This window comes from Streptomyces viridifaciens (assembly GCF_001888885.2).
GTDB lineage: Bacteria > Actinomycetota > Actinomycetes > Streptomycetales > Streptomycetaceae > Kitasatospora > Kitasatospora aureofaciens.
Window position 1 is genome coordinate 2,182,684 of the sequence record NZ_CP090841.1, and the last position, 25,783, is coordinate 2,208,466.

23 protein-coding genes and 1 tRNA gene are annotated in these 25,783 nt (G+C 74.1%); 17 read left to right on the forward strand and 7 right to left on the reverse strand.

Translation table 11 applies throughout. The features are described 5' to 3' along the window. Positions 1-99: 99 nt before the first annotated feature. Positions 100-183 (reverse strand) — tRNA-Leu (locus tag BOQ63_RS16905). Between the two features lie 363 nt (positions 184-546). Here BOQ63_RS16905 and BOQ63_RS16910 point away from each other — a divergent pair. The 3 genes from BOQ63_RS16910 (at position 547) to BOQ63_RS16920 (ending at position 3,715) form a co-directional block, all read left to right on the forward strand. Beyond that, complete coding sequence (locus tag BOQ63_RS16910; protein ID WP_030287945.1) at positions 547-1,443, forward strand: LysR family transcriptional regulator; 897 nt, start codon at positions 547-549, stop codon at positions 1,441-1,443. A 126-nt stretch (positions 1,444-1,569) separates the two neighbouring features. After that, positions 1,570-1,752 (forward strand): 4-oxalocrotonate tautomerase DmpI, encoded by a 183-nt coding sequence (dmpI, locus tag BOQ63_RS16915; protein WP_030287947.1) that lies wholly within the window; start codon positions 1,570-1,572, stop codon positions 1,750-1,752. A gap of 388 nt (positions 1,753-2,140) precedes the next feature. After that, positions 2,141-3,715, forward strand: a complete 1,575-nt coding sequence (locus BOQ63_RS16920; protein WP_223885955.1) for an AMP-binding protein — start codon at positions 2,141-2,143, stop codon at positions 3,713-3,715. Positions 3,716-3,937: 222 nt separating this feature from the next. On the opposite strand, the gene BOQ63_RS16925 is transcribed toward BOQ63_RS16920, so the two are convergent. After that, positions 3,938-4,834 (reverse strand): LysR family transcriptional regulator, encoded by an 897-nt coding sequence (locus tag BOQ63_RS16925; protein WP_072654567.1) that lies wholly within the window; start codon positions 4,832-4,834, stop codon positions 3,938-3,940. Positions 4,835-4,994: 160 nt separating this feature from the next. Between BOQ63_RS16925 and BOQ63_RS16930 the strand changes: the two genes are divergently transcribed. Continuing rightward, the gene (locus tag BOQ63_RS16930; protein WP_030289058.1) at positions 4,995-5,345 is read left to right on the forward strand and encodes a DoxX family protein; all 351 of its coding nucleotides are present in this window, start codon (positions 4,995-4,997) and stop codon (positions 5,343-5,345) included. A 136-nt stretch (positions 5,346-5,481) separates the two neighbouring features. Here the strand turns inward: BOQ63_RS16930 and BOQ63_RS16935 are convergent, their stop codons facing one another. Further along, positions 5,482-6,126, reverse strand: coding sequence for a TetR/AcrR family transcriptional regulator (locus BOQ63_RS16935; protein ID WP_030289060.1), 645 nt, complete (start codon positions 6,124-6,126; stop codon positions 5,482-5,484). Positions 6,127-6,186: 60 nt separating this feature from the next. Here BOQ63_RS16935 and BOQ63_RS16940 point away from each other — a divergent pair, with 60 nt between their 5' ends. Further along, on the forward strand, positions 6,187-7,593 hold the full coding sequence (locus tag BOQ63_RS16940) for an aldehyde dehydrogenase family protein (RefSeq protein ID WP_030289062.1): 1,407 nt from the start codon (positions 6,187-6,189) through the stop codon (positions 7,591-7,593). A 49-nt stretch (positions 7,594-7,642) separates the two neighbouring features. Then, complete coding sequence (locus BOQ63_RS16945) at positions 7,643-7,858, forward strand: hypothetical protein (protein WP_030289065.1); 216 nt, start codon at positions 7,643-7,645, stop codon at positions 7,856-7,858. Positions 7,859-7,880: 22 nt separating this feature from the next. On the opposite strand, the gene BOQ63_RS16950 is transcribed toward BOQ63_RS16945, so the two are convergent. Next, a complete protein-coding gene (locus tag BOQ63_RS16950) occupies positions 7,881-8,840 on the reverse strand; it encodes a GlxA family transcriptional regulator (protein ID WP_030289067.1) in 960 nt (319 codons plus the stop codon). 71 nt (positions 8,841-8,911) lie between these two features. Here BOQ63_RS16950 and BOQ63_RS16955 point away from each other — a divergent pair, with 71 nt between their 5' ends. Further along, positions 8,912-9,523 carry an isochorismatase family protein gene (locus BOQ63_RS16955; protein WP_030289068.1) on the forward strand — a complete coding sequence of 204 codons (612 nt, stop codon included), beginning with the start codon at positions 8,912-8,914 and terminating at the stop codon, positions 9,521-9,523. On the opposite strand, the gene BOQ63_RS16960 is transcribed toward BOQ63_RS16955, so the two are convergent. Further along, the gene (locus BOQ63_RS16960; protein ID WP_072654568.1) at positions 9,513-10,034 is read right to left on the reverse strand and encodes a hypothetical protein; all 522 of its coding nucleotides are present in this window, start codon (positions 10,032-10,034) and stop codon (positions 9,513-9,515) included. The two genes, BOQ63_RS16955 and BOQ63_RS16960, sit on opposite strands and share 11 nt — an antisense overlap. 220 nt (positions 10,035-10,254) lie before the next feature. Here BOQ63_RS16960 and BOQ63_RS16965 point away from each other — a divergent pair, with 220 nt between their 5' ends. After that, entirely contained in the window at positions 10,255-11,184 is a 930-nt protein-coding gene (locus tag BOQ63_RS16965; protein WP_223885956.1) for a sigma-70 family RNA polymerase sigma factor, read from the forward strand. 57 nt (positions 11,185-11,241) lie between these two features. Here the strand turns inward: BOQ63_RS16965 and BOQ63_RS16970 are convergent, their stop codons facing one another. Next, positions 11,242-11,793, reverse strand: coding sequence for a DinB family protein (locus BOQ63_RS16970; protein WP_318277867.1), 552 nt, complete (start codon positions 11,791-11,793; stop codon positions 11,242-11,244). A 38-nt stretch (positions 11,794-11,831) separates the two neighbouring features. Further along, positions 11,832-12,407 (reverse strand): nucleosidase, encoded by a 576-nt coding sequence (locus tag BOQ63_RS16975; protein ID WP_030289077.1) that lies wholly within the window; start codon positions 12,405-12,407, stop codon positions 11,832-11,834. A gap of 545 nt (positions 12,408-12,952) precedes the next feature. Between BOQ63_RS16975 and BOQ63_RS16980 the strand changes: the two genes are divergently transcribed. The 9 genes from BOQ63_RS16980 to BOQ63_RS17020 all read left to right on the forward strand — a co-directional run bounded on the left by BOQ63_RS16980 (position 12,953) and on the right by BOQ63_RS17020 (position 25,775). After that, complete coding sequence (locus BOQ63_RS16980; protein ID WP_223885957.1) at positions 12,953-14,266, forward strand: GlnX family signal transduction membrane protein; 1,314 nt, start codon at positions 12,953-12,955, stop codon at positions 14,264-14,266. Positions 14,267-14,281: 15 nt separating this feature from the next. Next, complete coding sequence (locus tag BOQ63_RS16985; RefSeq protein WP_050366553.1) at positions 14,282-15,253, forward strand: glutamate ABC transporter substrate-binding protein; 972 nt, start codon at positions 14,282-14,284, stop codon at positions 15,251-15,253. A 230-nt stretch (positions 15,254-15,483) separates the two neighbouring features. Then, positions 15,484-16,890 carry a hypothetical protein gene (locus tag BOQ63_RS16990; RefSeq protein ID WP_051747192.1) on the forward strand — a complete coding sequence of 469 codons (1,407 nt, stop codon included), beginning with the start codon at positions 15,484-15,486 and terminating at the stop codon, positions 16,888-16,890. A 5-nt stretch (positions 16,891-16,895) separates the two neighbouring features. Further along, positions 16,896-19,415, forward strand: a complete 2,520-nt coding sequence (locus tag BOQ63_RS16995) for a serine/threonine-protein kinase (RefSeq protein WP_030289084.1) — start codon at positions 16,896-16,898, stop codon at positions 19,413-19,415. Positions 19,416-19,418: 3 nt separating this feature from the next. Continuing rightward, positions 19,419-20,753: a PP2C family protein-serine/threonine phosphatase gene (locus tag BOQ63_RS17000; RefSeq protein ID WP_063738010.1), complete on the forward strand. Its 1,335-nt coding sequence runs from the start codon at positions 19,419-19,421 to the stop codon at positions 20,751-20,753. Positions 20,754-20,882: 129 nt separating this feature from the next. Continuing rightward, positions 20,883-22,238: a vWA domain-containing protein gene (locus BOQ63_RS17005; RefSeq protein WP_030289088.1), complete on the forward strand. Its 1,356-nt coding sequence runs from the start codon at positions 20,883-20,885 to the stop codon at positions 22,236-22,238. An 84-nt stretch (positions 22,239-22,322) separates the two neighbouring features. Beyond that, a complete protein-coding gene (locus BOQ63_RS17010) occupies positions 22,323-23,558 on the forward strand; it encodes an FHA domain-containing protein (protein ID WP_030597422.1) in 1,236 nt (411 codons plus the stop codon). Positions 23,559-23,715: 157 nt separating this feature from the next. Next, positions 23,716-24,633 carry an ABC transporter ATP-binding protein gene (locus tag BOQ63_RS17015; protein WP_030289092.1) on the forward strand — a complete coding sequence of 306 codons (918 nt, stop codon included), beginning with the start codon at positions 23,716-23,718 and terminating at the stop codon, positions 24,631-24,633. Beyond that, positions 24,630-25,775, forward strand: a complete 1,146-nt coding sequence (locus BOQ63_RS17020) for an ABC transporter permease (RefSeq protein WP_078867593.1) — start codon at positions 24,630-24,632, stop codon at positions 25,773-25,775. The genes BOQ63_RS17015 and BOQ63_RS17020 overlap by 4 nt, the downstream gene beginning before the upstream one ends. Positions 25,776-25,783: the final 8 nt, after the last annotated feature.

Sequence of the window (25,783 nt, forward strand, 5' to 3'; positions counted from 1 at the left end):
CCGACCGGCCCAGCCTAGTGGCGCCCCCGTTCACGGGCCGGGGCGGCCCGGGGAAACAGAACGGCCGGTCGATCCGAAGATCGACCGGCCGTTTCGCTGTGCGCGAGGGGGGAGTTGAACCCCCACGCCCTTTCGGGCACTGGAACCTGAATCCAGCGCGTCTGCCTATTCCGCCACCCGCGCATCTGGGTGATGGGTTAACTATAGACCACCTGGAGGGGTGCCTCTGACCACCGGAGACGGGCGGCCCCACCCCGCCCCTGTTTTGCTCCGGATGACGAACGGCCGCCATGATGTGCCGCCGCCACGAGCCAGGAGCGCACGAGCACGGACATCCAGGTCGACTACGAGGCCACCACCGAGGACACCGTCGCCTCGATGACGGCGAACGCGGCCGCCCGGCCGACAGCCGGCTGAGCGGGAACGGCCGCGCGGGAACGGCCACGCGGGAACGGCCGAGCCGGCACCCCGGCGGGAGAGCCGGGAAGTGCCCCCCGTTCCGGCCTGGGAGCATGAGCCGGTCGACACACCGAGCAGGGGGTCCGCATGGAGCTACGGCAGCTGCGCTGCTTCGTCGCCGTCGCCGAGGAACTGCACTTCGGCCGGGCCGCCGAGCGGCTGCTGCTCGGGCAGCCCGCCGTGAGTCAGCAGGTGCGGCGGCTGGAGCGGGAGTTGAAGGTCGAGCTGTTCGACCGGTCGCCCCGGTACGTGCGGCTGACGCCCGCGGGTGAGCGGTTCCTGCCCGCCGCCAGGGACGTCCTGTCGGCCGAGGACGCCGCCCGGGCGCTCGCCGCCGATCTGGCCGCGCCCGCCGTGCTGCGGCTGGGCACCGTCACCGGGCTGGCCGAGCGGCTGGACCTGATCCTGGACACCTATCAGCGGCAGGCGCCCGGGGTGCGCGTCGAGTTGCAGTCGGTGCCGGTGCGGGAGCGGCTGACGCGGCTGTCGGACGGGCGGCTCGACGCCGCGTTCGTGCGCGGCGCGATCCCCGGGAACAGCCCGGAGCTGCGCTTCCTGCCGGTCTGGGACGACGAGTTGGTGGTCGTGCTGCCGGCCCGGCACGCCCTCGCGCAGCAGCCCGAGGTGGACCTCGCGGACCTCGCCGCACTGCCGCTCCGCCTGACCGACCGCCGCAACAACCCCGCACTGGTGGACCTGGTGACGGACGCCTGCGCGCAGGCCGGCTTCCGGCCGGTCCTCGGCCCGGCGCACGGCGCCCTGCAGGACACCCTGGCCTCGATCGGCACCGGCACCCCGATGTGGACGGTGGTGTACGCCGCCAACGCCCGGCTGACGAACTCCCCCCGGGTCGCCTTCCGTCCCTGCCGGACCCCGCTATCGCTGCCGACCTCGCTCGCCGTACGGCGGTCCGCCCCGCTCCCCCGACTGCTCCTGGCAGCGTGCCGCAAAACGCCACCGAGCTGGGACGATCAGGATTCGTGATCGCTGTCGGAGCGATTCGGGCCTGGGTGCGGGCGGCCGGATCGGGTGGACTGTTCCCAGCCGGGGAAACCGGCGGAAGAGCCGGACCGAAGAGCCCGGCAGGAGAATCCCGATCAGGAGCCGAAGATGCCGATCGTCACCATCCAGCAGGGCCCGCGCAACGTCGAGCAGAAGCGCGAGCTGGTCAAGAAGGTCACCGAGGCGTTCGTCGAGGCGCTGGAGGTCCCCGCCGAGAGCGTCTACGTGTGGATCCAGGAGTACCAGCCGGAGAACTGGGGCGCAGCCGGCAAGCTCACCGCCGACCGGTGACCACCGGAGGCACCGAGCGGGCCCGCCGGACCTCTCCGGCGGGCCCGCCCCCTCGGCGACAACTTTCTCGCCAACTCCGACCGCTTCGACTTCGACCCGCGCACCGGACCGATCTCCGCCCTGCCCGACGGCCCGCCGACCACCGGCGAACTGCGCCTCGACGGCGCGCCCGTCGCGGTCGAGCTCCGTCACAGCACGGGCTGCCGCAGCGCGCTGGTCCCCGAACTCCCCGGCCGGCAGGGCTATGTGATCGTCACCGCGCCGGACGAGCACGGGGACGCCGTCACCGATCCGGTCCTCCGCCGTCCGACCGACTTCCCGTCAGTCTCGCGATCTGGCATGGCCTGAACTCGACAACACCGGACGGGGGTGGAGTTAGCCTGACGACATGGTTGCAAACTACAAGGAAGAAGTGGCCATGACCGACCAGGAGTTCGTCAGCGCACCCGCCTTGATCCTCCGGTCCCTGGTCTCCGAGCCGCACCGGCGCGCCATCACCACCGCCGACGGCGTCGAGATCACCGCCGGCGACTTCGCCGCCGCCACCTACCGCCTCGCCCACGAGCTGCTGGCCCGGGGCGTGGGCCGCGGCGCGACGGTCACCCTGCTCACCGGCAACACCGCCGAGGCGCTCAGCGCCCGCTACGCGGCGGGGCTCGCGGGTGCGCGGGTGGTCAACCTGTACGACGGGATGAGCGCCCCGGTGCTGGCCGAGATCACCGCCAGCGTGGAGACCACCGTCCTTCTCGTGGACGCCGAACGCCACGCCGACGCCGCCGAGTTGCTCCCGCTGATCGACGTCCCGACCGTCCTCACCCTCGGCCCCGGCCCGAGCGGGGGCGCCATCGGCGAGGACGTGATCGCCGCCTCCGCCCACCGGCCCGCCGAGGAGCCCACCGTACGCATCGATCCCGGCGACGACCTCGGCATCCGCCACACCGGTGGCACCACCGGCATCCCCAAGGGCATCGTCAGCCTGCACGGCCCCTACCGCGACATGTTCGACGCCGCCCTCGTCGGCCGTCCCGAGGAGGAGCCGCCCCGCCTCCTCGCCGCCACCTCCCTCGCCCACCTCGCCGGGGTGTTCTCCGACGTGACGCTCCAGCGCGGCGGCTCCGTCGTCCTCCAGCGCTCCTTCGACCCCGGCGAGGTGCTGGCCGCGATCGAACGCGAGCGCATCACCGACCTGTGGGTGCTGCCCCCGCTGATCTACCAGCTGCTCGACCACCCGGCCGTCGGCCGCACCGACCTGTCCAGCCTGCGACGGCTCGACTACGGCGGCTGCGCCGCCTCCCCGACCCGGATCCGCGAGGCCCTCAAGGTGTTCGGGCCAGTCCTGGTCAGCCTCTACGGCATGTCCGAGGCGCAGAAGATCGCCTTCCTCACCCCCGCCGAGCACGCGCGGTTCGGCGACGACGGTCCACTCCCCGTCGGCCGCCCCTTCCCCGACGTGGAGGTGGAGATCCGCGCCGCCGACGGCACCGTGCTGCCGGCCGGCGAACAGGGCGAGGTGTACGTCCGCTCGGCCACCCTGATGGCCGGGTACTGGAAGCAGCCGGAGCTCACCGCCCAGGTCCTGCGGGGCGGTTGGCTGGACACCGGCGACATCGGCTACTTCGACGCGGACGGCTACCTCTACCTCGCCGACCGCCTCAAGGACCTGATCATCGTCGTCGGCGGCCACGTCTACCCGACCGAGGTCGAGGAGCTGCTGCTCACCCACCCGGCGATCGCCCAGTGCGCCGTCTTCGGCGTGCGCGATTCCCAGGAGTCCGAGCACGTCCACGTCGCCGTCGTCCCCGCGCAGGGGCAGCGGCCGCAGTTGGAGGAGGTCCGCGCCTTCGTCACCGCCCACAAGGGCCGCATCTACGCCCCCGAGGCGCTGCACCTGGTGGACGCGATCCCGCTGACCTCCGTCGGCAAGCCCGACAAGAAGCGCCTGCGCGCCACCCTCGCGGGCTGAGCCCCCGTCCGGACCCACGCCCGCGACGGGGCACTCACCGAAACCCCACGGAACCCCGCCCGGATCCCCACCCGGTTTCACCCCAAGGCGGGGTTTGGCTCAATGAACCACCGGCGTGGTGCCGAGTAGCCAATGGGGGTGGCGGCGCTGAGGGCCGCCACCCCTCCCCCTCGCCTCCGCCTCCCCTCCGGCAGCCCTTCCGCCCTGCTCGGCGGCCACCGGTCACCCCTCGGCGACGGCGTCCAGACAGCACTCCACGAAGGCCCGGACCACCGGGTTCCCGTCGTCCGCCGGGGACCAGGCGACCGCGATCCGGCTCGGGCTCACCCCGGTCACGGGCCGGTAGGCGATCCCCGGTCGGGCGTAGAAGCGGGCGGTGGACTCGGGCGCGAGCGCGACGCCGTAGCCGTTGGCGATGGCGCTCAGCCAGTCGTCCGGGTGCTCGACGACCGGGCCGAAGCGGACCGGGTGCCCCTCCCGCTCGTCGGCGGCGACCCAGTAGTCCCGCCAGCGGCCGGTCCCGGCCGGGGCCGCCACGAAGGGCTCGTCCCACAGCTCACGGAACGGGACCACCTCCAGCGCGGCCAGCGGGTGCGCCGAGGGCAGTGCGACCCAGCGCGGTTCGGTGAACAGTTCGGCCACCCGCAGCCGGTCCTGTCCGGGGAACGGCAGCCGCAGCAGCGCGACATCGGCTTCCCCGGCGGCCAGGCCGGCGGTCGGATCCGACCAGGCCGTGTGCCGCATCTCGACCCGCCAGCCCGGCTGCCGGGCGGTGAACCCGGCCACGATGCCCGGCGTCGCCTCGTTGGCGGCGCTGGCCAGGAAGCCGACCCTCAGCACCCGCTCCGCGCGGCTCGCCGCGCCCCTGGTCTCCCGCAGCACCGCGTCCCAGTCCGCCAGCAGCCCCGGCACCCGCGTCGCCAGGCTCCGACCGGCCACGGTGAGCGCCATCCCGGCCCGCGATCGTACGAACAGCGGCACGCCGAGCAGGCTCTCCAGCTGCCGGATCTGCTTGGTCAGCGCGGGCTGGGAGACGTACAGCCGCTCCGCGGCGCGGGTCAGGCTGCCGTCCTCGGCGACGGCGGCGAAGGTGCGCAGCAGCCGGGTGTCCACATCCATTCCACCAGGTTATGGAAGCAGGTATTGGACGCAAGGGGAGCCCCCCGAAGAGGCTTGGTGGCGAGGCCCCCCCCACGAAACCCGACCTCCGCGTCCCGCCCCTGCCCCTGCCCCTGCCCCTGCCCCTGCCCCTGCCCCTGCCCCTGCCCGAAGGAACCCCATGTCCATCGCCCTCGTCACCGTGACCGTCGTCGCCGTCGCCGCCAACGGCGGAATCGCCGCCGCCGACTTCGCCAAGGCCGAGTTCGTCCTGGCCAACTCGGCCGAGGTGAACGTCAGGCCGGAGTGGGTCCCGTGGCTGGCCTCGCTCAAGACGGCCGGGGCCGCCGGACTGCTGATCGGCCTGCTCGCCGTCCCTTCGTTGGGCCTGGCGGCCGCGGTCGGGCTGGTGCTGTTCTACATCGGCGCGGTGGCGACCCACCTCCGCACCCGGGTCATCCACAACATCTACTTCCCCGCCGGCTACCTGGCCCTGGCCGTCGCCACCCTCGCCCTCACCCTCACCCGCTGAGCCCCTCGCGCTCGCCGACCGAGGCCCCGCACCGCCACCGCGCACCCCTCGGCGCTCCCGCCCGGCACCGTCCGGTCGGCCACGCCGGGATCACCTGGGGAACCTCGACGTCGCGGCGCCCCGTCGGGGGACTCGTTCAGGGCGTTCCCCCCACCGCGCGCAGGGCGAAGGGCAGCAGGCGGTCGGCGGTCTCGCGGGCGGTGGCCTGGTCGACGTCCTCGGGCAGCCGCGGGGTGAGCAGGAAGTGGGTCATCACCGGGCCGACGACCACCTCGCCGAGCAGTTCCACCCCGTCGAGCGGTGGGATCTCGCCGCGTTCGACCGCCCGCCGGACCACCTCCGCGACCCTGTCGTACAGCGGCTGGAGGAAGGCCGTCACCAAGGCCTCGGCCAGGGCGGTGTTGTGGGCGGCCTCGCCGATCAGGGCGCGGATCAGCCGGCCGGGCTCACCGGTCATGGCGGCGGCCTTCTCGCGCAGGACGACCCGCAGATCACCCTCCAGGGTGCCGGTACCCGGTTGCTCGTAGGAGCTCTCCCCGTGGAGCGCGGCGGCGGCGATCACCAGTTCCTCCTTGGAGGACCAGCGGCGGTAGAGGGTCGCGGTGGAGACCCCGGCCCGGGCCGCCACGGCTGCGGTGGTCAGCCCGCCGTAGCCGTTCTCCGCCAGGACGGCCAGCGTGGCGTCCAGCAGGGCGCGGTCGCGGGCGGCGTCGCGAGGGCGGCCCCGGCGCGGTGCGGGCGCGGGTTCGGCGGGGTGGGGCGAGGTCGTGCCGTGCGTCATGCCGTGGAGTTTACCGAAAACAAGAAACGAAAGCGTTTCGTTTCGTTTATGCTCGGCAGCATGAGCCTCTCCGTCGAAGCCACGCCCGCCCGGAGCGAGGAGACCGCCGCGACCGTCTCCCGCCTCCACGCCGCCTTCGCCACCGGCCGCACCAGGCCCCTCGCCTGGCGAAAGGCCCAACTCCGCTCCCTGCGAAGCCTGTTGGTCGAGCAGGAGGCCACCTTCGCCGCCGCCCTTCGGGCCGACCTCGGCAAGAGCGCCGCCGAGGCGTACACCACCGAGATCGGCTTCACGATCGGCGAGATCGACCACACCCTGCGCCACCTCGACCGGTGGCTGCGCCCGCGCCGCATTCCGGTGCCGCTGGCGCTCCAGCCGGCCCGGGCCCGTACCGTCCGCGAACCGCTGGGCACCGTGCTGATCATCAGCCCGTGGAACTACCCGCTGCAGCTGGCCCTCGCCCCGCTGGTCGGCGCGCTCGCCGCGGGCAACTGCGCGGTGGTCAAGCCCAGCGAACTCGCCCCCGCCACATCCGCCGCCATCGCCCACTGGCTGCCCCGCGCCCTCGACGGGCAGGCCGTCGCCGTCGTCGAGGGCGGCGTGCCGGAGACCACCGCCCTGCTGGAACAGCGCTTCGACCACGTCCTCTACACCGGCAACGGCACCGTCGCCCGCATCGTGATGACCGCCGCCGCCCGCCATCTCACTCCCGTCACACTGGAGTTGGGCGGCAAGAGCCCCGTCGTCGTCGAACCCGGCACCGACCTCGCCACGGCCGCCCGCCGGATCGCCTGGGGGAAGTTCATGAACGCCGGCCAGACCTGCGTCGCCCCCGACTACGTCCTCGCCATCGGCGCCACCGCGCCCCCGCTCGAAGCCCATCTCACCGCCGCCGTCCGCGAGATGTACGGCACCAACCCGGCCGACAGCCCCGACTACGGCCGCATCGTCAACGAGCGCCACTTCGACCGCCTGACCGCCCTGCTCTCCGACGGCCGCCTCGTCACCGGCGGCGACCACGACCGCGCCGACCGCTACCTCGCCCCGACCGTCCTCGCCGACGTCGACCCGGACGCCCCGGTGATGCGCGAGGAAATCTTCGGCCCCGTCCTGCCGATCGTCCGCGTCCCCGACCTCGACGCCGCGATCGCCTTCATCACCGCCCGCGACAAACCCCTCGCCCTCTACGCCTTCACCGCCTCGGCCGCCACCAAGCGCCGCCTCACCACCGCCACCTCCTCCGGAGCCCTCGCCTTCGGCGTCCCCAACGCCCACATCGCCGTCCCCGGCCTCCCCTTCGGCGGCGTCGGCGAGAGCGGACTCGGCCGCTACCACGGCGCCCACTCCATCGACACCTTCAGCCACACCAAGTCCGTCCTCGACAAGCCCCTCCTCGCCGACCCCCTCCGCCCGGCCTACCCGCCCTTCACCCCCCTCAAGTCCCGCCTCCTGCGCCGCCTCCTCTGACCCCGTCCATCACGTTTCGACGGACCGTCAATCCGCCCCGGGGGAAGCCGTGGGCTACCGGATCAGCGGCCAGGTCACGATCAACGGCCGCGTCATCCAGTCGGACAACCCGGTTCTCGCGACCGGCACGCCCGACGCCTCGGCGGTGCCGCTCACCCGTACCGAGTACGACGAGGTGCTCGACCTGCTCGCCCGTCTCGGCGCCGCCGACTCCCCGGAAGCCGCCGCTGCCCGTTCGCTCACCGCCCGCCTCCGGGGCCGCTGAGCCGAACGGCACCGGACGCGCCCTACCCCTCCTCCCGCCCCCGGAAGGTCCTGCGGTACTCCCGCGGTGCCACGCCCACCCGTTTGACGAACACCGGTCGCAGCGACACCGCCGAGGCGAAGCCGCAGCGGGTGGCGACGGTGTCGACCGGCAGATCCGTCTCCTCCAGGAGGCGCTGGACGGTGAGGATGCGCTGGTCGAGGAGCCAGCGCAGCGGGGTGGTGCCGGTGGTCGCGGTGAAGCGGCGGGCGAAGGTCCGTTCGGACATCAGGGCCGCGGCGGCCATCCGGCGGACGGTCCAGGGGGTGTCGAGGGCGGCGAGGATCTCGGCGCGGACGCGGGCGAGCGGGTCGTCCTCGTCAACCGGAGGCACCGGGCTGGGGATGAACTGGGCCTGGCCGCCCGCCCGGAAGGGGGCGGTGACCATGGCGCGGGCGATGGCGGCGGCGGCCTGCTGGCCGTGGGCGGTGCGGACGAGGTGGAGGCAGAGGTCGATGCCCGCCGCGACTCCGGCCGAGGTCCACACCCCGTCGCCGCCGGTGAACAGCACCTCCGGGCGGACGGTCACCGCCGGGTGGCGGCGGGCGAGTTCGGGGGCGAGGGCCCAGTGGGTGGTGGCCTCTCGGCCGTCGAGCAGCCCGGCCTCGGCGAGGACGAAGGCGCCGGCGCAGAGCGAGGCGACGGGGACGCCGGCGGAGGAGACGGCCCGCAGGGCGTCCAGGACCTCCGCGGGCCGCCGGGCGGCCGGGTCCTCGACGCCCGGGACCACCACCAGGTCGCAGGCCGCCAGCGCCGCGAGCCCGAGGTCGGGGACGCGTTCCAGCCCGCCGCCCAGCCGCACCCGGGCCCCGACCGGGCCGCAGACCCGCAGGTCGAAGGCGGGCACGCCGGGCCGGGTGGCCCGGTTCGCCCACACCTCGCCGATCACCGCGTAGTCGAAGGCCCGTACGCCGTCGAAGATCAGGCAGCCCACAGTTCGCATGGCGGGAACCTATCGATGACCGGCGTTCCTGCCCATCACCCCGCCCCGCCGGCGGCCCGCACGATGGACCCATGACGAACACCGACGCCTTCGACGCCCCGCTCACCCTCGACCCCGACGCCGTCCTGCTCCTCATCGACGTCCAACGGGGCTTCGAGGACCGGGACTTCTGGGGCCCGCGCGACAACCCGGAGGCCGAGCAGCGGATGGCCGAGCTGATCACCGCCTGGCAGGCGACCGGCCGCCCGATCGTCACCGTGCAGCACGCCTCCCGGGTCGGGCCGCTGGTCGAGGGCACGCCCGGTCACGCGCTCAAGGACTTCGTCGCCGGGATCACCCCCGACCTGCACATCACCAAGACCGTGAACAGCGCCTTCTACGGCACCCCCGACCTGCACGCCTGGCTCCGGGAGCGCGGCAGCCGACAGCTGGTGATCACCGGGATCATCACCAACGTGTGCAACGAGACCACCGCCCGGATGGCCGGCAACCTCGGTTACGACGCGATCTTCCCGACCGACGCCATGCACTCCTTCGACATGACCGGCCCCGACGGCACCACCGTGCCCGCCGCCGAGCTGGCCCGCGCCACCGCGACCACCCTGCACGCGATGCGCTTCGCCAAGGTCGTCACCACGCGGACGGTCCTCGACGCCGCGGAGAAGACCGCGGTCAGGGCCTGAAGATCGGCTCGTAGGCGTTGCCCTCCACCGCGTTGAGCAGGACGTACGACGCCCCGAGGCCGACCACGACCTCCCGGAGCCGCGCCAACGCCTCTGCGGCGGTGGGCACTTCGAGGCCGATCGCGGCGGCGGCCGCGTCCCGGTCGGCGAGCAGGTCGGGCTCGTCGGCGAGATGGTCCTCGGCCGCCTCCGCGCTCTCCTCCTCGGTCAACCGCACGCAGTCCCGCCACCACGGCACCGCGAGCACCAGCCGGACCATCTCCTCCAGCCCGACCGCCAGCAGCGCAGCCCCGCCCTCGGAGTCCGCGTACAGGACGGGCCGCTCGTCGCCGCCCTCACCGCACAGGAAGAAGGTGCCGCCCGCGCCACACTTGGCCACCTCCTCCAGGCGCTCCCCGGAGGCGAGCACGACCTCCTCCACGTGCGAGTAGGCGTCGAGGGAGAAGTCCCCCGGCCAGAGCAGGTAGTCGACGGTGGCGGGGGTCGCCCGGAGGCGCTCGAGGAACGACATGGCGGTCACCCTACGGCGCCGCAACGACAACTCGCGCCGCCGGCCTCCTGTTCGCTCCGAGCGGAGAGTTGATCTTCCGCCCCTGACAGCGCCCACTGACAAGGAAAGAGAATGTGAGCCAGAACGGACAGGACGGCTCGGCCCCTGCGTGGCTCCGAGCCGAGGACCGTAGAAAGCCGCCCCGATGCCGGGGGCATCCCGGGAGAGATCTGGTGACACTGTGAACGAGACGGTCGATGAACGATCCGGCCGGACCGCGCTGTTCGAGGAGCACCGCCCGCACCTTCGCGCGGTCGCGTACCGGATGCTCGGCTCGATCAGCGAGGCCGAGGACGCGCTCCAGGACGCCTGGCTGCGCTACGACCGCACCGACACCGGTGCGGTGGGCAACCTCGGCGGCTGGCTGACCACGGTGGTCTCCCGGGTGTGCCTGAACCAGCTGCGCGACCGCGCCGCGCGCCGCGAGGAGCCGCTGCAGCCGACCGGACCGGACGGCGCGGGCGGCCCCGAGCGCATCCCGGACCCGCTGCTGCGGCGCGAGGGGGTGGTCGACCCGGAGCAGGAGGTGATGCTCGCGGACTCCGTCGGTCTGGCGCTGATGGTGGTGATGGAGTCGCTGTCACCCGCCGAGCGCGTCGCCTTCGTGCTGCACGACCTGTTCGCGGTGCCGTTCGAGGAGATCGCCCCGCTGATCGAGAAGACCGCGGCCGCGACCCGCCAACTGGCCAGCCGGGCCCGCCGCAAGGTGCAGGGGCAGGCGCCCGCACCCGACCCGGACCTGGGCCGCCAGCGCCGCGCGGTGGACGCCTTCTTCGCCGCCGCCCGCAACGGCGACCTGGACGCCCTGCTCGCGGTGCTCGACCCGGACGTGGTGCTGCGCTCGGACGGCGGGGTCGGCCAGGCCCGGCACACCGTGGTACTCAACGGCGCCGCGACGGTGGCGGGGCAGGCCGTGCTGTGGGGCAAGCTGTCGCCGTTCGCCCGCCCCGCGCTGGTCAACGGCACCGCGGGCGCGGTGGTCATCGGCGACAACGGCCGGGCGCTGTCGATCATGGCGTTCACCGTCGTGGACGGCGCGATCGCCGCGATCGACGTCATCGTCGATCAGGAGCGGCTGGCCTCCTTCGACCTCTCGGCCTTCCGGGACTGAGCCCGGACGACAGGGGGGCGGCCGGATCCCCGGCCGCCCCCGCCGCACTCGGCCCACTCAGCGCCCGACGGCCCCGTCCAGCTGCTCGCGGATGATGTCCGCGTGCCCGGCGTGCCGCCCGGTCTCCTCGATCATGTGCACCAGCACCCAGCGCAGCGACGGCCCCTCGGCGGCGTCCGGCCGCAGCGAGCGCGCCCCGGGCCGGTCGAGGTCCGGGGCGGCCTGGGCCACCGCGTTCGCCCGGGCGATCGCGTCCCGGTAGGCGGCGACCGCCGCGGCCACTGTGAGGTCGGCCGGGACGGCCGCCTCGCTGTCGACGGGCCCCTGCTCCCCCAGCCCGCCGTAGGCCCACTCGAACCAGTTGTGCTCGACCACGGTCAGGTGCCGCACCAGCCACAGCAGGCTGGTGCCGGAGGCGACGCCGGGGCGCCGGGCGTCCTCGTCGCCGAGGCCGTCGACCTTGGCGATCACGGCCTCGCGCAGGTAGTCGAGGAAGGCCAGCAGGGTGGTCCGCTCGTCGGCGTTCATCGTCGGCGGACGGCTGTCGGAGAGCTTGCCCGGCGCGGCGCCAAGGGGCGCGGTGTTCTGGGTCGCGGTGTTCTCGGTCACCGCGCCAGCCTAACCACCCGCACTCGCCTGGTGAACCGTCACCAACCCTGTGCGTGCACCCAGTCCGCGAGGTGCCGGGCGCAGTCGTCGACCGACTCCCGCCAGGTGTGCCCCGCGCCGTCCCCGGCCTCGTCGCTGACGTACTTGACCAGCCGCACCGGCACCCCGGCCCGGTGGGCGACGGTGGCGACGGCGTAGCCCTCCATGTCGACCAGGTCGGCGTGCTCGGCGAGCCGCTCCTTGGCCGCCGGGGAGTCGACGAACAGGTCGCCGGTGGCCAGCACCGGGCCATCGCCCCGGCCGACGACCAGCGGGTCGCCGTAGCTGCGGCCGGTCAGGGCCCGCAGGACCTCGCTGTTCAGGTCGTGCTGGATCACCTGGACGACGTGGTGGATGCCCTCCCAGCCGGGGCGCAGCGCACCGGCGGTGCCGAGGTTGATCACCTCGGAGGGATGCTCACCCTGGGCGAGCACGGTGGCCAGGGACGCGGTGGCGTTGACCTTCCCCATCCCGGTGAGCAGCACGGGCAGCCGGTCGTCGAGGTGGGCGGCCTCCTCGCGGACCGCCACGACGAGCAGCGGGCGGTCGGGCGAGATCGTTCCAAGCAGTCGCATGGGCCCATGGTACGGAGGGGCGGGGTGCCTCACCCGGGATCAGCGCGGCGCGGAACCGTGGTGTGCGACCGCGGCGCGGAACCGTGCGGGGCGCCGCCCGCGTCGCACGGATCGCCACCTCTCCGCACGGCCGGCCCGAGCCGGTGCGAGCCGGTGCGAGCCACCTCAGGCCATCACGAGCCACCTCGGGCATCACGAGCCGGCACGAACGGTACGAGCCGTACGGAAGCGTGCAGAAACCGTGCACGACATGCTCAAGACCAGCGCAAGTCAGGTGTGGCCGCAGGGAGTCACGGCCATACTGCTGCCATCGGTCGGGCCCCGGGTGTCGGGTCCGACCCCAGGGGAGGATGAGGCGGGTGGCAACACCAGTAGGCAACGGCGCACCGGGCGCCGCGTTCCCGGCGCGGCCGAGCGCGCCACCGCCCGTACCGGGGGCGGCACCGGCGGCAGCGGGACGGAGCGCGGCTCCGCCCGGCGTTCCCGCTGCCGGAGCAGCCGGTACGCCCGTGAAACACCCCGGTCCAGGCAGGTCCGAGCGCGGTGTGCGCGCCCGGCTGGCGCAGGCCACCCGGACGCCCCCGGGCCGGCTGCGGCTGGCCGGGGTGGTGCTCGCCGTGCTCACCGTGGCCTTCGGCGGGCTCACCGCCTGGCAGTTGGAGACCAGGGCGTCCGCCGCCGACCGGGTGGTCTCGTACAGCCAGCCGCTGAGCCGGGACGCGGCCGAGATCCACCGCTCGCTGGCCGACGCCGCCACCACCGCGTCCTCCGGCTTCCTGCTGGCCGGCACCGAGCCCAGGGACGTCCGGGCCCGCTACGAGCAGGACCTCGCCCAGGCCGCCAAGCTGATCTCCCAGGCCGCCGCCCGGACCACCGAGACCTCCCCGGCCCAGGACTCACTCTCCCGGCTGAACCAGCAACTCCCGGTGTACGCCGGTCTGGTGGAATCCGCGCGGGCCGACAACCGGCAGGGCATCCCGCTCGGCGGCGCCTACCTGCGGTACGCCTCCGAGCAGATGCAGACCGTCCTGCTGCCGGCCGCCGCCGAGTTGAACACCATCGAGACCAGGGAGCTGGCGGACGACTACACCGCGGCCCGGTCGGTGCCGTGGGGCGCGTACGGCCTGGCGGTGCTGACCCTGGCCGCGCTGGGGTGGGTGCAGGTGACCTTGTTCCGCCGCACCAACCGGGTGTTCAACGTCGGTCTGCTGGGCGCCACCGCCGCCGTGCTGGCGGGCACGCTCTGGCTCGCCGTGGCCGGAGTGACCACCGGTTCGGCCCTGGAGAGGAGCGACCACGAGGGCGCGACCCCGCTGCGGGCGCTCAACGCGGCCCGGGTGGACGTGCTGAGCGCCCGGCTGGCGGAGAACCTGAACCTGGTCGCGCGCGGCTCCACGGCCACCTACAACGGCCAGTACGCGGACGCCACCAAGCGCCTGGCCGGAATCGCCGGCAGGTCGACCCCGATGCGGCGGCGCAGCGGCTCGCTGCCGAACGCACTGGCCCTCGCTCCGGGCGCCGCCGACCAGGCCCTGGCCACCGCCGCCGACCAGTACGACTCCTGGCAGGACCGGTACCAGGACGCGCTCAAGGCCGAGGTCGGCGACGCCGACTACCAGGGCGCCCTGAACAAGACGGTGTCGGCCACCGACACCACCAGCACCGCCGACGCCGCCTTCAACGGCACCGACCGGGCGCTCGCCCAGGCCGCCGACATCGAACAGGCCCGGTTCGAGGCCGCCGCCTACGGCACCGCCGGGGACCTCCGCCTGGCGGCCGGCGCCGCCGCGGTGCTCGGCCTGGTGGCCGCGGCCGCCGCGCTGCGCGGCCTGGGCCGACGACTCGCCGAGTACCGGTAAGGGGGAACGGAACAGATGCGCAGCACAACCGTACCGACCAGGAGCGCCGCGGCGCTGGCCGTGCTGGCCGCCTGCGCGGCCGTGCTCGGCGGGGGCGGGCCCTCCGGCGCCGTGCCGACCGCCGCGACCGGCGCGCCGCAGGCCGTCCAGCAGACCCAGCAGCAGCAGGCCCAGTCCGACACCTGCGACATCTACGCCAGCGTGCCGCCGAGTTCGGTGGACGGTCCGGCGGTGAAGGCCATCAAGGCCAGGCGGAGCCTGGTGATCGGCGTGGACCAGAACAGCTACCGCTGGGGCGCCCGTAACCCGAACACCGGCCAGATCGAGGGTTTCGACATCGACCTGGCGAGGGCGATCGGCACCGCCATCATGGGCGACCCGGAGAAGGTGGTGCTCAAGCCGGTGGCCACCGCCGACCGGGTCGACGCGGTGCAGAAGAACCGGGTCGACCTGATCGTCCGCACCATGACCGTCAACTGCAAGCGGATGGAGGACGTCGCCTTCTCCAAGCCGTACTTCAGCATCACCCAGCGGGTGCTGGTCCCGAAGACCTCCCCGGCGAAGAACCTCGACGAGGCGATCGGCGGCAGGAACGTCTGCGTCGCCAAGGGGTCGACGGCCGCCGACGTCTTCGACCCGGCCAAGAACGGCGCCAAGAAGGACGCCGGCGCCCACCTGACGGTCGTGGAGAACCAGCTGGACTGCCTGGTCCTGATGCAGCTCGGCAAGGTCGACGCCACCATGACCGACGACGGCCTGGCGGCCGGTCAGGCGGCGCAGGACCAGACCGTGCGGATCGTGGACGGCGACGTGCAGCCGGAGGTGATCGGCGTCGCCATGCTCAAGGGCAGCACGGACCTCACCGCGCGGGTCAACCAGGTGCTGGCCGACTACCACGCCGGCGGCGAGTGGGGGCGCAGCTACGACCGCTGGCTGAAGCCGTACATGCTGAACGACGCCGAGCACTACTGGCCGGTCCCGCACTGAGGACCGCACCCGTACAGGCCCTGGCGGCGGGGCGCCGCATCGCGTACGGACCGGTGCGGACGCGGGGTGTTGACGGCGTCTTGACGCCCCGCGCCCGCACCGCCCGGACACCCACCGGCTAGGGTTCGGGACGATCACCACGGGGAGACCGGTGGTGGGACACGGGGGTTGTCGCGGGACCGGCCGTCGCACGCGACGGCGGCCCCGCGCGAGGAAGGAAGGACACCGCGGTGGCGGCATCGGCTGGCCCGGTACTGAGCCGGGAGGAGGTGGACCGCGCGCTGGCGCGCCTCGGCGCGGAGCGGGACGCGGTCGAGTCGGCGCTGCTCGCCCTGCAGGACCACCCGGGCCTGCGGCTGCTGGACGGCGCCGAACTGACCGGACGGACCCTGGAGCGCTGGTCGGTCGCCGGCAAGGGCCTGCCGCTGCTCTGGGCACTGTTCGACCGCTACTCCGAGGCGCTCGCCTCGGCCCGCGCGGTCCGGGCCCGCAAGGCCAAGCCCGGCGGCCCCGAACTCGCCGAGCTGAGCGAGCTGCTGACCGGGGACGCGGTGACCGTCCCGGGCGGCGCGCTGCCGGACGGGCCCCAACTGCTGGGCGCTCCCGCCAAACTGGTCGAGCGGGTCAGCCTGGACGCGCTGATGGCCCGGATGAACTCCTGGTACGCCACCGTGCTGGAGGTGGTCAGCGCCGCCGACGCGGTCTGGTCGGCGCTGCCGGCCCGGATCGACCTGCTGCTGGCCGAGCTGCACCGGGTGCAGACCCTGGCCGCCTCGCTCGGCGTGCGCGCCGGCGGCCACCCGCTGGGCGACGACCTGACCGGGCTCGCCCGCGACCTCACCGAGCTGCGCACCGAGGTCCGCGAGGACCCGCTGGCGCTGTGGCGCCCGGCCCGGGTGCCCGCCCAGCGCGGCACGGTGCCCGAGGGCGAGGCCTTCGCCACCCCCTCCGGGGTGGTGGACACCGAGCGTTTCGACCGGGCCGGGCGGGCGCTGGACGGCGTCCGGCTGGAGCTGGAGAACCTACTGCGGCTGCGCGACGACGCCGAGGAGCGCCTGCAGGGCGTCGGCGACCTGCTCCAGCGGGCCGACGCCACCCTGGCCGAGGCCCGGCGGGCGCGCGGCGAGGTGCTGGCGAAGATAGCCTCCAGCGACGTCCCGGCCGTGCCCGGGCCGGCCTCGGCGCTGCGCGAACGGATCGTCACCGCGCTGGAGCTGCGCCAGGGCGGGCAGTGGGGCCGGCTGGCACCGCTGCTGGACGCGCTGGAGGACGCCGCCGCCAAGGAGCTGTCCCGGGCCCGGCAGTCGCTCACCGAGGTCACCCAGCCGCTGGCCGTCCGGGCCGAACTGCGCGGCCGGCTGGACGCCTACAAGGCGATGGCGGCCCGGATGCGGGTCGCCGAGGACCCGGAGGTGATCGAACGGTACGAGAAGGCGCGCTGGCTGCTGTGGAGCGCGCCCTGCGACCTGCGGGCGGCGGCCGCCGCGGTGGCCCGCTTCCAGCAGTCGCTGCGCCCGGCCCAGACCGAGGCCTCAGGGGGCGCGCAGGTGAACGAGGGCGCACCGGCACACGAGGGCGCACAGGCACACGACGCGGCCGGCCGGCCGCCGGTCGACGGACAGGTACAGGGGGGCTGAGGTTGATGGGCGAGGTGTGCGTACGGCCGGACTGCTCCGGCAACGGCAGGATCGACGCCGACGGCTACTGCGACGAGTGCGGGCTGACCCCGGCGGGGACCTCCACGGTGGCCCCCGCGGGCACCACCGGAACGACCGCGCCCCCGCCGGCCGCCGCCGGCCCCGGCTCCCCGTGCCCGCGGGACTGCGCGGGCACCATCGACCCGGACGGCTACTGCGACGAGTGCGGGCTGACCCCGCCCGGCCCCGACACCGGCGTCACCCAGCCCTACGTCCCGTCCGCCCGGGTCAGCCCGGACTCGGCCCGCAGCGGCTCGATCCGCTCGCTGTCGGCCCGCACCGGCTCCGCCCGCTCGATGTCCGGCCGCTCCCGCTCGCACCGCTCGACCCGCACCGGCAGCAGCCGCTCGGTCTCGGTGCGCTCCACCCGCGGCAGCGTCAGTGCGGGCACCCGCAACCGGCTGGGCGCCGGTCTGGTCACCGTGCCGACGGTGGCGACGGCCGACCCGGCGCAGGCGGTGCTGGTCAACCCCGAGGTGCCCGAGCGCAAGCGGTTCTGCTCCAAGTGCGAGGCCCCGGTGGGCCGGGAGAAGAACGGCCTGCCCGGCCGCCCGGACGGCTTCTGCACCAAGTGCGGCACGCCGTACTCCTTCACGCCAAAGCTGCGCCGCGGCGACCTGGTCGGCGGGCAGTACGAGGTGGTCGGCTGCCTGGCGCACGGCGGGCTCGGCTGGATCTACCTGGCGGTGGACCGGCGGGTCAACGACAAGTGGGTGGTGCTCAAGGGCCTGCTGGACACCGGGGACGAGGACGCGCTCGCCGCGGCCGTCGCCGAGCGGCGCTTCCTGGCCGAGGTGGACCACCCGAACATCGTCCGGATCATCAACTTCGCCGAGCACCCGGACCTGCGCACCGGCTCCACCGACGGCTACATCGTGATGGAGTTCGTCGGCGGAAAGTCGCTCAAGGACATCGCCAACGACCGCCGCACCCCGGACGGCCGGCGCGAGCCGCTGCCGGTCGAGCAGGCGATCGCGTACGCCCTGGAGGCGCTGCCCGCGCTGGGATACCTGCACGGCCGGGGCCTGGTCTACTGCGACTTCAAGATCGACAACGTGATCCAGAGCGGCGACACGCTCAAGGTCATCGACATGGGCGCGGTCCGCCGCTTCGACGACGACGGCCCGATCTACGGCACCATCGGCTACCAGGCCCCGGAGATCGCCACCGACGGCCCCTCCCCCGCCTCCGACCTCTACACGGTGGCCCGCACCCTCGCGGTGCTCACCTTCGACTTCCAGGGCTACAGCACCACCTACCGCGACTCGCTGCCCGGCCCCGAGGACGTCGAGGTCTTCGCCAGGTACGAGTCGTACTACCGCTTCCTGGTCCGCGCCACCGACCCGGACCCGGCCCGCCGCTTCTCCTCCGCCGAGGAGATGGCCGACCAGCTCACCGGCGTGCTGCGGGAGGTGCTGGCCCTCCAGGACGACCGGCCCCGGCCCGCGCTGTCCACCCTGTTCGGCCCCGAACTGCGCGTCGTCGACACCGAGTTGGTGCTGCCCAGCACCCGGCCCGGGCAGCTCCGGGTGGGCACCCCGGACCCGTCCGCCGCCGCCCTCGCCCTGCCCGTCCCCCGGGTCGACCCGGGCGACCCCAACGCCGGCTTCCTCGCCACCCTGCTCGCGACCGACCCCGAGGAGGCGCTCGTCGCGCTCGGCGGCGCCCCCGCCGTCTCGGTCGAGAGCCGGCTGCGCGAACTGCGCGCCCTGCTCGAACTCGGCCGCCACGGCACGGCCGTGCAGAAGCTCGCCGAGCTGGAGCAGGACCACCCGGACGACTGGCGGGTGGTCTGGTACCGCGGCCTGGTCGCCCTGGTCGGGTCGGCGGACGGCGGCGAGAGCGGGCTGCGCGCCGCCGCCGAGGCCTTCGACGCGGTCTACGACGCCTTCCCCGGCGAGGCCGCGCCCAAGCTCGCGCTGGCCATCTGCGCCGAACTGCTCGACGACGACGGCGACGCGGCCGAGTTCTACCGCCTGGTGTGGACCACCGACCACGCCTACCTGAGCGCCGCCTTCGGCCTCGCCCGGGTCCGCCTCGCCGAGGACGACCGGCCCGGCGCGGTGCGCGTGCTGGAGTCCGTCCCGGCCACCTCCAGCCAGTACACCGCCGCCCGGATCGCCGCCGTCCGCGCCCGGCTGCGGGAACGGGCCGCCACCGACCCGCTGGCCGTCGACCTCGCCGCCTGCTCCGCGCAGCTGACCGCGCTGCGGCTGGACGACCGCCGCCGCGAGGAGCTCTCCGTCGAGGTGCTCGGCGCCGCCCTCGACTGGGTCGGCGCCGGCTCGGCCGGGGCGCAGCAGGGCGCCGACCTGGTGGTACTGGGACGTCCCGCGGTGGAGCGGGAACTGCGCTTCGCCCTGGAACAGTCCTACCGGGTACTCGCCCGGTTGGCCGACCGGGCCGAGACCAGGATCGAGATGGTGGAACGGGCCAACCGGGCCCGCCCCAGGACGTGGGTGTAGCCGATGCCGCAGCAGACCGAGTGCCCGAGCTGTTCCGAGCCGATGGACCCCGACGACGCCTTCTGCGGGCACTGCGGGACCGGCCGGGACGGCCGGACGGCCCCGGGCGCGATGCCCGCCGGCTGGGCCGCCGCCCGCGGTGGAGCCGTACCGCCGCCGCGCGGGCCGGTCTGCGTGAACTGCGGGCAGCCGCAGGTCACCGAGGACGGCTACTGCGAGGGCTGCGGCAGCGCCCAGCCGCGCCCGCGCGACCACATGGAGAAGGCCCTCGCGGGCGTCGCCGGGGTCAGCGACCGCGGCGTGCGCCACCACCGCAACGAGGACTTCTTCACGGTCGCCGCCAGCTCGCTGCCCGGCGGGGAGCCGGTCGTGGTCGCCGTGGTGTGCGACGGCGTCTCCTCCTCCGACCGCCCGGACGAGGCCTCGGAGACCGCCGTCGACGCCGCCTCGGAGTCCCTGCTGACCTCGCTGGAGGCCGGCCGGGACCCGGAGGAGGCGATGCGCGCGGCCGTCGCCGACGCCGCCCGGGCCGTCGCCGACCTGGCCACCGACGGTGCCGGGCCGGCCCGGCCCGACGTCAACGCGCCGGCCTGCACCTTCGTCAGCGCCGTAGCGGCGGGCGGCCGGATCACCATCGGCTGGGTGGGCGACACCCGGGCGTACTGGATCCCGGACGACCGCACCACCGCCGTCCCCTTCCGGCTCACCCAGGACGACTCCTGGGCGGCCCGGATGGTCGAGGCCGGGCTGATGGGCGAGGCCGAGGCGTACGCCGACCCGCGCGCCCATGCGATCACCGGCTGGCTCGGCGCCGACGCCGAGGAGGTCGTGCCGCACACCCTCGACTTCACCCCGCACGTCCCGGGGGTGCTGCTGATCTGCACCGACGGGCTGTGGAACTACGCCGAGGCGGCCACCGACCTGGCGTACTTCGTCCGGCCGGACGCCCGCACCGAGCCGCTCGCGGCGGCGCAGACCCTGGTGAAGTTCGCGGTGGCGGCCGGCGGGCACGACAACATCACCGTCGCGGTGCTGCCGATCGACCCGCCGGCGGTCTCGGTCGAGGAGGCCGAGGAGACGCCGACCGCGCTGGACCTGAAGGTGATCACCCCGTCCGCCGCCGGGGGCGCCCCCGGGGACGACCCGGACTACGAGCCGACCCTGCCGGACCTCCCGGTGATCGGCTCCCCGGCGGCCCCGCTGCCCACGGTGCCGACCGCCCCTGCCGCCCCGCCGGCGGCGCCCGCACCTCCGGCGGCTCCCCCGGCTCCCCCGGCTCCGGCCCCGGCCTCGCCGCCCGCCGTTCCGCCCGTCCCGCCGCACCCGCCGACCGCCTGACCGGACGGCCGGCCGTCCGCGACCGGCCCATCGGCCCGACGCGGCCCGACAGCCGTCGTCCGCCGGACCGCCGGACCGCCCCACCGACCCGATCGCATCCGCCCCTCACCCGACGGGAGCCACCGCCCCATGGCAACACTGGCGAAGCCGAACCTGCCCAGGTTCGACGTGGAGATCTTCCAGAACGAGTACCTGGCCGACGGCGCCCGCGAGGTGAACGCCATCGTCACCGTCACCTCCACCGGCGGCGGCACCTCCGGCGGCCGACCGCTCGGGATGACCGACGCCGGTCCGCAGCGCGGCGACACCGACGCGGCCGTGGTGATCCTGGTCGACTGCTCGGGCTCGATGGACTACCCGAAGACCAAGATCAACGGCGCCCGGGAGGCCACCGCCGCCGCCATCGACGCCCTGCGCGACGGCACCGCCTTCGCCGTGGTGGCCGGCACCCACGAGGCCCGCGACATCTACCCCGGCGACGGCACCCTCGCGACCGCCTCGCCGAGCACCCGGGAGCAGGCCAAGGAGTCGCTGCGCCGCCTCACCGCCGCCGGCGGCACCGCGATGGGCACCTGGCTGGCCAAGGCCGACAAGCTCTTCCTCACCCGCCGCGACATCGCCATCCGGCACGCCATCCTGCTCACCGACGGCAACAACGAGCACGAGTCGGCCGAGGACCTGGCCCGCAACATCGAGCGGGTCACCGGCCACTTCACCGCCGACTGCCGCGGCGTGGGCACCGACTGGCGGATCGACGAGCTGCGCAAGATCTCCTCGGCGCTGCTCGGCACCACCGACATCGTCGCCGAGCCCTCCGGCCTCGCCGAGGACTTCCGCTCGATGATGACCGGCGCGATGGGCAAGCAGGTCGCCGACGTCGCCCTGCGGATCTGGACCCCGGCCAACGCCACGGTGAAGTTCGTCAAGCAGGTCGCGCCCGCGGTCGAGGACCTCACCGGGCGCCGTGCCGAGGCCGGCCCCCGGGCGGGCGACTACCCGACCGGCTCCTGGGGCGACGAGAGCCGCGACTACCACGTCTGCGTCGAGGTCCCGGCCGCCTCGGTCGGCAACGAGATGCTCGCCGCCCGGGTCAGCCTGGTACTGCCCCCGCAGGTCGGCGGCGGCACCCCCGAGGTGCTCAGCCAGGGCCTGGTCAAGGCCGTCTGGACGGACGACCTGGCCTCCTCCACCCGGATCAGCCCGCAGGTCGCCCACTACACCGGACAGGCCGAGCTCGCCTCCTCGATCCAGCAGGGCCTGGAGGCCCACCGCGCCGGGGACGTCGACACCGCCACCGCCAAGCTGGGAGCCGCCGTCCGGATCGCCCACGCGACCGGGAACGACGGCACCTACAAGCTGCTGCAGAAGGTGGTGGACGTGGTCGACCCGAAGGAGGGTACGGTTCGGTTCCGTAAGAACGTGAGCGAGGCCGACTCGATGACCCTTGAGACCCGGTCGACCAAGACGGTACGTGTGAAGAAGTGACCGCGAAGTGACCGCTGAAGACGTGACCGGGCCGGCCGCCCGGCGCGACGCCGCGCCGCACCGGCCCGAAACGAGGGGGACCTGATGCCGATCTGCCCGAGGGGCCACGAGTCGCAGGCCGAGGACTGGTGCGACTTCTGCGGCTTCCCGATGACTCCGCCGGTCCCGGCGCCCGGCGCCCACGGGGGCTACCCGGCAGCGCCCGGCGCCGACCCCGCGCCCGGCGCGCCCGCCGGGCACCCGCCGCACGGTGGTGCGCCCTACGGTGCGCCGCCCCCGCCGCCCCCGCCGCCGGGAGCCGTCCCGCCGCCCCCGCCCGGGGCGTACCCCCCGCCCGGGGCCTACCCGCCGCCGGGCGGCGCGTTCCCGCCGCCCGGGGCCGTTCCGCCCCCGGCCTCGCCGGCGGGCCTCACCGAGGGCCTGGCCGTCTGCCCGATCTGCCGCAGCCCGCAGACCGGCCGGTTCTGCGAGGAGTGCGGCTACGACTACGAGCTGTCCACGCCCTCGCGCCGCCAGGTGCCGGCCGGCGGTGCGCCCGCGCCCGCCGCCCCCGGCCCGGCCCAGCCCCCGCCGCTGAACATCCCGGCGGCCTACGGCGGCACCGCGCAGCCCCCGCAGGCCCCGCCCGTGCCGCCGCAGCACCACCAGTCGCAGCAGCCGCAGCACCAGCAGCCGCCGGCCCCCGAGTACCCGCACACCTACGGCTACCCTCCCTCCTCGCCCGCCAACGGGCAGGAGGGGCCCATGCCGGAGGGTGCCTTCCCGGAGGCCCCGGTGCGCGAGGACTCCGGCCCGGTGTACGCCCAGCCGGCCGGCCCCGGCCCGAACAACCGCGGCGGCGACTTCGGCACGTCCTTCCACCTGGCCCCGCCGCAGGGCCAGCCGGAGCCCGTCCCGGCCGAACCGGTCCGGGCCAACTGGATCGCCGTGGTCTCGGCCGACCGCGACTACTTCACCGACATGATGGCCCGCAGCGGCCCCGAGGCGGCCGGACTCTTCTTCCCGCCGTACTGCCCCGAGCGCCGCATCCCGCTGACCGGCCGCGGCCAGCTGCGGATCGGCCGGCGCAGCCAGCACCGGGGCACCGTCCCGGAGATCGACCTGTCGGTACCGCCGGAGGACCCGGGCGCCTCCCACCAGCACGCGCTGCTCGCCGAACAGGCGGACGGCAGCTGGGTGCTGGTGGACCAGGACTCCACCAACGGCACCACCGTGAACGGCGGCGCGGAACCGATCTCCCCGCACACCGCCGTACCGCTGAACGACGGCGACCGGATCCACGTCGGCGCCTGGACGACGATCACGGTGCACCGCGCCTGACCTGCTGTTTGAGTCTCCGTCAGTGACAACACCGGCCGGGCCGGGAGGAATTCGACAATTCCTCCCGGCCCGGTTTTCTCTTCCCTTCCTCAGGAAATCCGCAAATCCCTGTCCGCGATGTGCACAAGACGCTCCGAAACCCCTATTCTCTGGCTTCATGACTGCTGCTATATCCGCTGACGGCATCCGCCAGCGGTACGGGGATGTGCAGGCCGTCGACGGGGTGTCGCTCACCGTCGAGGCCGGCGAGTTCTACGGGATCCTGGGCCCCAACGGGGCCGGGAAGACCACCACCATGGAGATCCTGGAGGGGGTCCGCGAGCCCGACGAGGGCCGGGTCGAGCTGCTGGGGATGGCCCCCTGGCCGCGGAATCCGAAACTGCTGCCGCGGATCGGCGTTCAGTTCCAGGCCTCCGCCTTCTTCCGGAAACTGACGGCCCGGGAGACCATCCGCACCTTCGCGTCGTTCTACGGGGTCGGTCCCAAGCGGGCCGATGCGATGCTGGAGCGGGTCGGCCTCGCCGACAAGGCCGAAACCCTCACCGAACAGATGTCCGGCGGCCAGGCCCAACGCCTGTCGATCGCCTGCGCGCTGGCCCACGATCCGGAGCTCGTCTTCCTGGACGAGCCCACCACCGGCCTCGACCCGCAGGCCCGCCGCAACCTCTGGGACCTCCTGCGGGACATCAACGACGAGGGCCGCACCGTCGTCCTGACCACCCACTACCTGGACGAGGCCGAGGTGCTCTGCGACCGGGTCTCGATCATGGACCACGGCAGGATCCTGCACACCGGCGCCCCGGCGGCGCTGATCCGCGAGATCGACGACACCGTCCGGATCAGCGTGGCCTCCGGCCAGCTGCCGGTCGAGCGGGCCCGCGAGCTGCTGGCCGCGGCCGGCGCCGACGTCGCCACCCTGGAGGACGACACCGTCTCGCTCTCCGTCTCCACCCGCCTCCCGGCCCCGGTGCTCAGCGTGCTGGCCGAGCAGAACGCGCTGCGCGGCCTCGAAGTGCGCGGCGCCACCCTGGAGGACGTCTTCCTCCAGCTGACCGGACGGGAGTTCCGCGCATGACCACCACCACTTCCACCGAGCCGAAGGTGCCCGCCCCGCGCGGGGGTTCGGCCGACGCCGCCGACGGGCGGGAGCGGGTCAGCGCGTTCTGGAGCCTGTCCCGCGCGATGCTGCTCGGGATGAAGCGGGACCGCACCGCGACCTTCTTCATCCTGCTGTTCCCGCTGGTGTTCCTGGTGTTCTTCGGCAGCGTGACCAAGGGCTCCAGCACCCCGCACGCCAAGGTCGCCCAGGTCGGCGCGGTGAAACTGTTCGACTCGATGACGGGCGAGGGCCGGAGCGAGCTGGACAAGGTCCTCACCATCACCCGCACCGACGACGAGGCCGGCACGCTGGAGAAGGTCCGCAAGGGCGACTTCGACGCGATGATCACGCAGGGTGCGGACGGCAAGGTCGAGCTGCGCTACACCGCCGCCGACCAGGTCCGCGCCGGAGCGCTCCAGGGCATCTTCAACTCGGTGGTCCAGGAGGCCAACCAGCAGGCCACCCACCAGGCGCCGGCCTACGTGGTGGACGCCCAGCAGGTCGAGGACAAGTCGCTCAAGCCGATCCAGTTCCTCACCCCCGGTCTGCTCGGCTGGGCCGTCGCCACCGGCGCGGTGTTCGGCGCCGCGCTGACCCTGGTCAACTGGCGCAAGACCAAGGTGCTGCGCCGACTGCGGCTCGCCCCGATCAGCGCCGGCACGGTGGTCAGCTCCAGGATCCTGGTCTCGCTGCTGACCGCGTTCCTCCAGACCGGCGTCTTCCTGGTCGTCGCGACGAGCTTCTTCGGGCTCAAGCTCACCGGCAACTGGTGGCTGGTCCTCCCGCTGGTGGCCTGCGCGACGCTCGCCTTCATGTCGATCGGCCTGCTGGCCGGCTCGGTCGCCAGGACCGAGGAGGCGGCGAACGGCATCTCTCAGGTCATCGTGCTGCCGATGTCCTTCCTGTCCGGCTCGTTCTTCCCGATGGACGGTGCCCCGGGCTGGCTCCAGACCGTCTCCAAGGTCATGCCGCTGCACTACCTGGTCGACTCCGCCCAGTCGGTCCTGACCCGCGGCGGCGGCGTGACGGACGCCCTGCCGACCATGGGCGGACTGCTGCTCTTCGCGGCCGTCCTCACCGGCATCGCCTGGAAGCTGTTCAGGTGGGAGGACGCCTGACTGTCGCC

Coding starts and splice junctions, on each gene's coding strand:
- BOQ63_RS16925 (WP_072654567.1), bottom strand. CDS start 4,834: ATGGATGTGGACACCCGGCTGCTGCGCACCTTCGCCGCCGTCGCCGAG.
- BOQ63_RS16985 (WP_050366553.1), top strand. CDS start 14,282: ATGCGCAGCACAACCGTACCGACCAGGAGCGCCGCGGCGCTGGCCGTG.
- BOQ63_RS16940 (WP_030289062.1), top strand. CDS start 6,187: ATGAGCCTCTCCGTCGAAGCCACGCCCGCCCGGAGCGAGGAGACCGCC.
- BOQ63_RS17010 (WP_030597422.1), top strand. CDS start 22,323: ATGCCGATCTGCCCGAGGGGCCACGAGTCGCAGGCCGAGGACTGGTGC.
- BOQ63_RS16955 (WP_030289068.1), top strand. CDS start 8,912: ATGACGAACACCGACGCCTTCGACGCCCCGCTCACCCTCGACCCCGAC.
- BOQ63_RS17005 (WP_030289088.1), top strand. CDS start 20,883: ATGGCAACACTGGCGAAGCCGAACCTGCCCAGGTTCGACGTGGAGATC.
- BOQ63_RS16935 (WP_030289060.1), bottom strand. CDS start 6,126: ATGACGCACGGCACGACCTCGCCCCACCCCGCCGAACCCGCGCCCGCA.
- BOQ63_RS16910 (WP_030287945.1), top strand. CDS start 547: ATGGAGCTACGGCAGCTGCGCTGCTTCGTCGCCGTCGCCGAGGAACTG.
- BOQ63_RS16930 (WP_030289058.1), top strand. CDS start 4,995: ATGTCCATCGCCCTCGTCACCGTGACCGTCGTCGCCGTCGCCGCCAAC.
- BOQ63_RS16995 (WP_030289084.1), top strand. CDS start 16,896: ATGGGCGAGGTGTGCGTACGGCCGGACTGCTCCGGCAACGGCAGGATC.
- BOQ63_RS16960 (WP_072654568.1), bottom strand. CDS start 10,034: ATGTCGTTCCTCGAGCGCCTCCGGGCGACCCCCGCCACCGTCGACTAC.
- BOQ63_RS16950 (WP_030289067.1), bottom strand. CDS start 8,840: ATGCGAACTGTGGGCTGCCTGATCTTCGACGGCGTACGGGCCTTCGAC.
- BOQ63_RS17020 (WP_078867593.1), top strand. CDS start 24,630: ATGACCACCACCACTTCCACCGAGCCGAAGGTGCCCGCCCCGCGCGGG.
- BOQ63_RS16920 (WP_223885955.1), top strand. CDS start 2,141: ATGGTTGCAAACTACAAGGAAGAAGTGGCCATGACCGACCAGGAGTTC.
- BOQ63_RS17000 (WP_063738010.1), top strand. CDS start 19,419: ATGCCGCAGCAGACCGAGTGCCCGAGCTGTTCCGAGCCGATGGACCCC.
- dmpI (WP_030287947.1), top strand. CDS start 1,570: ATGCCGATCGTCACCATCCAGCAGGGCCCGCGCAACGTCGAGCAGAAG.
- BOQ63_RS17015 (WP_030289092.1), top strand. CDS start 23,716: ATGACTGCTGCTATATCCGCTGACGGCATCCGCCAGCGGTACGGGGAT.
- BOQ63_RS16975 (WP_030289077.1), bottom strand. CDS start 12,407: ATGCGACTGCTTGGAACGATCTCGCCCGACCGCCCGCTGCTCGTCGTG.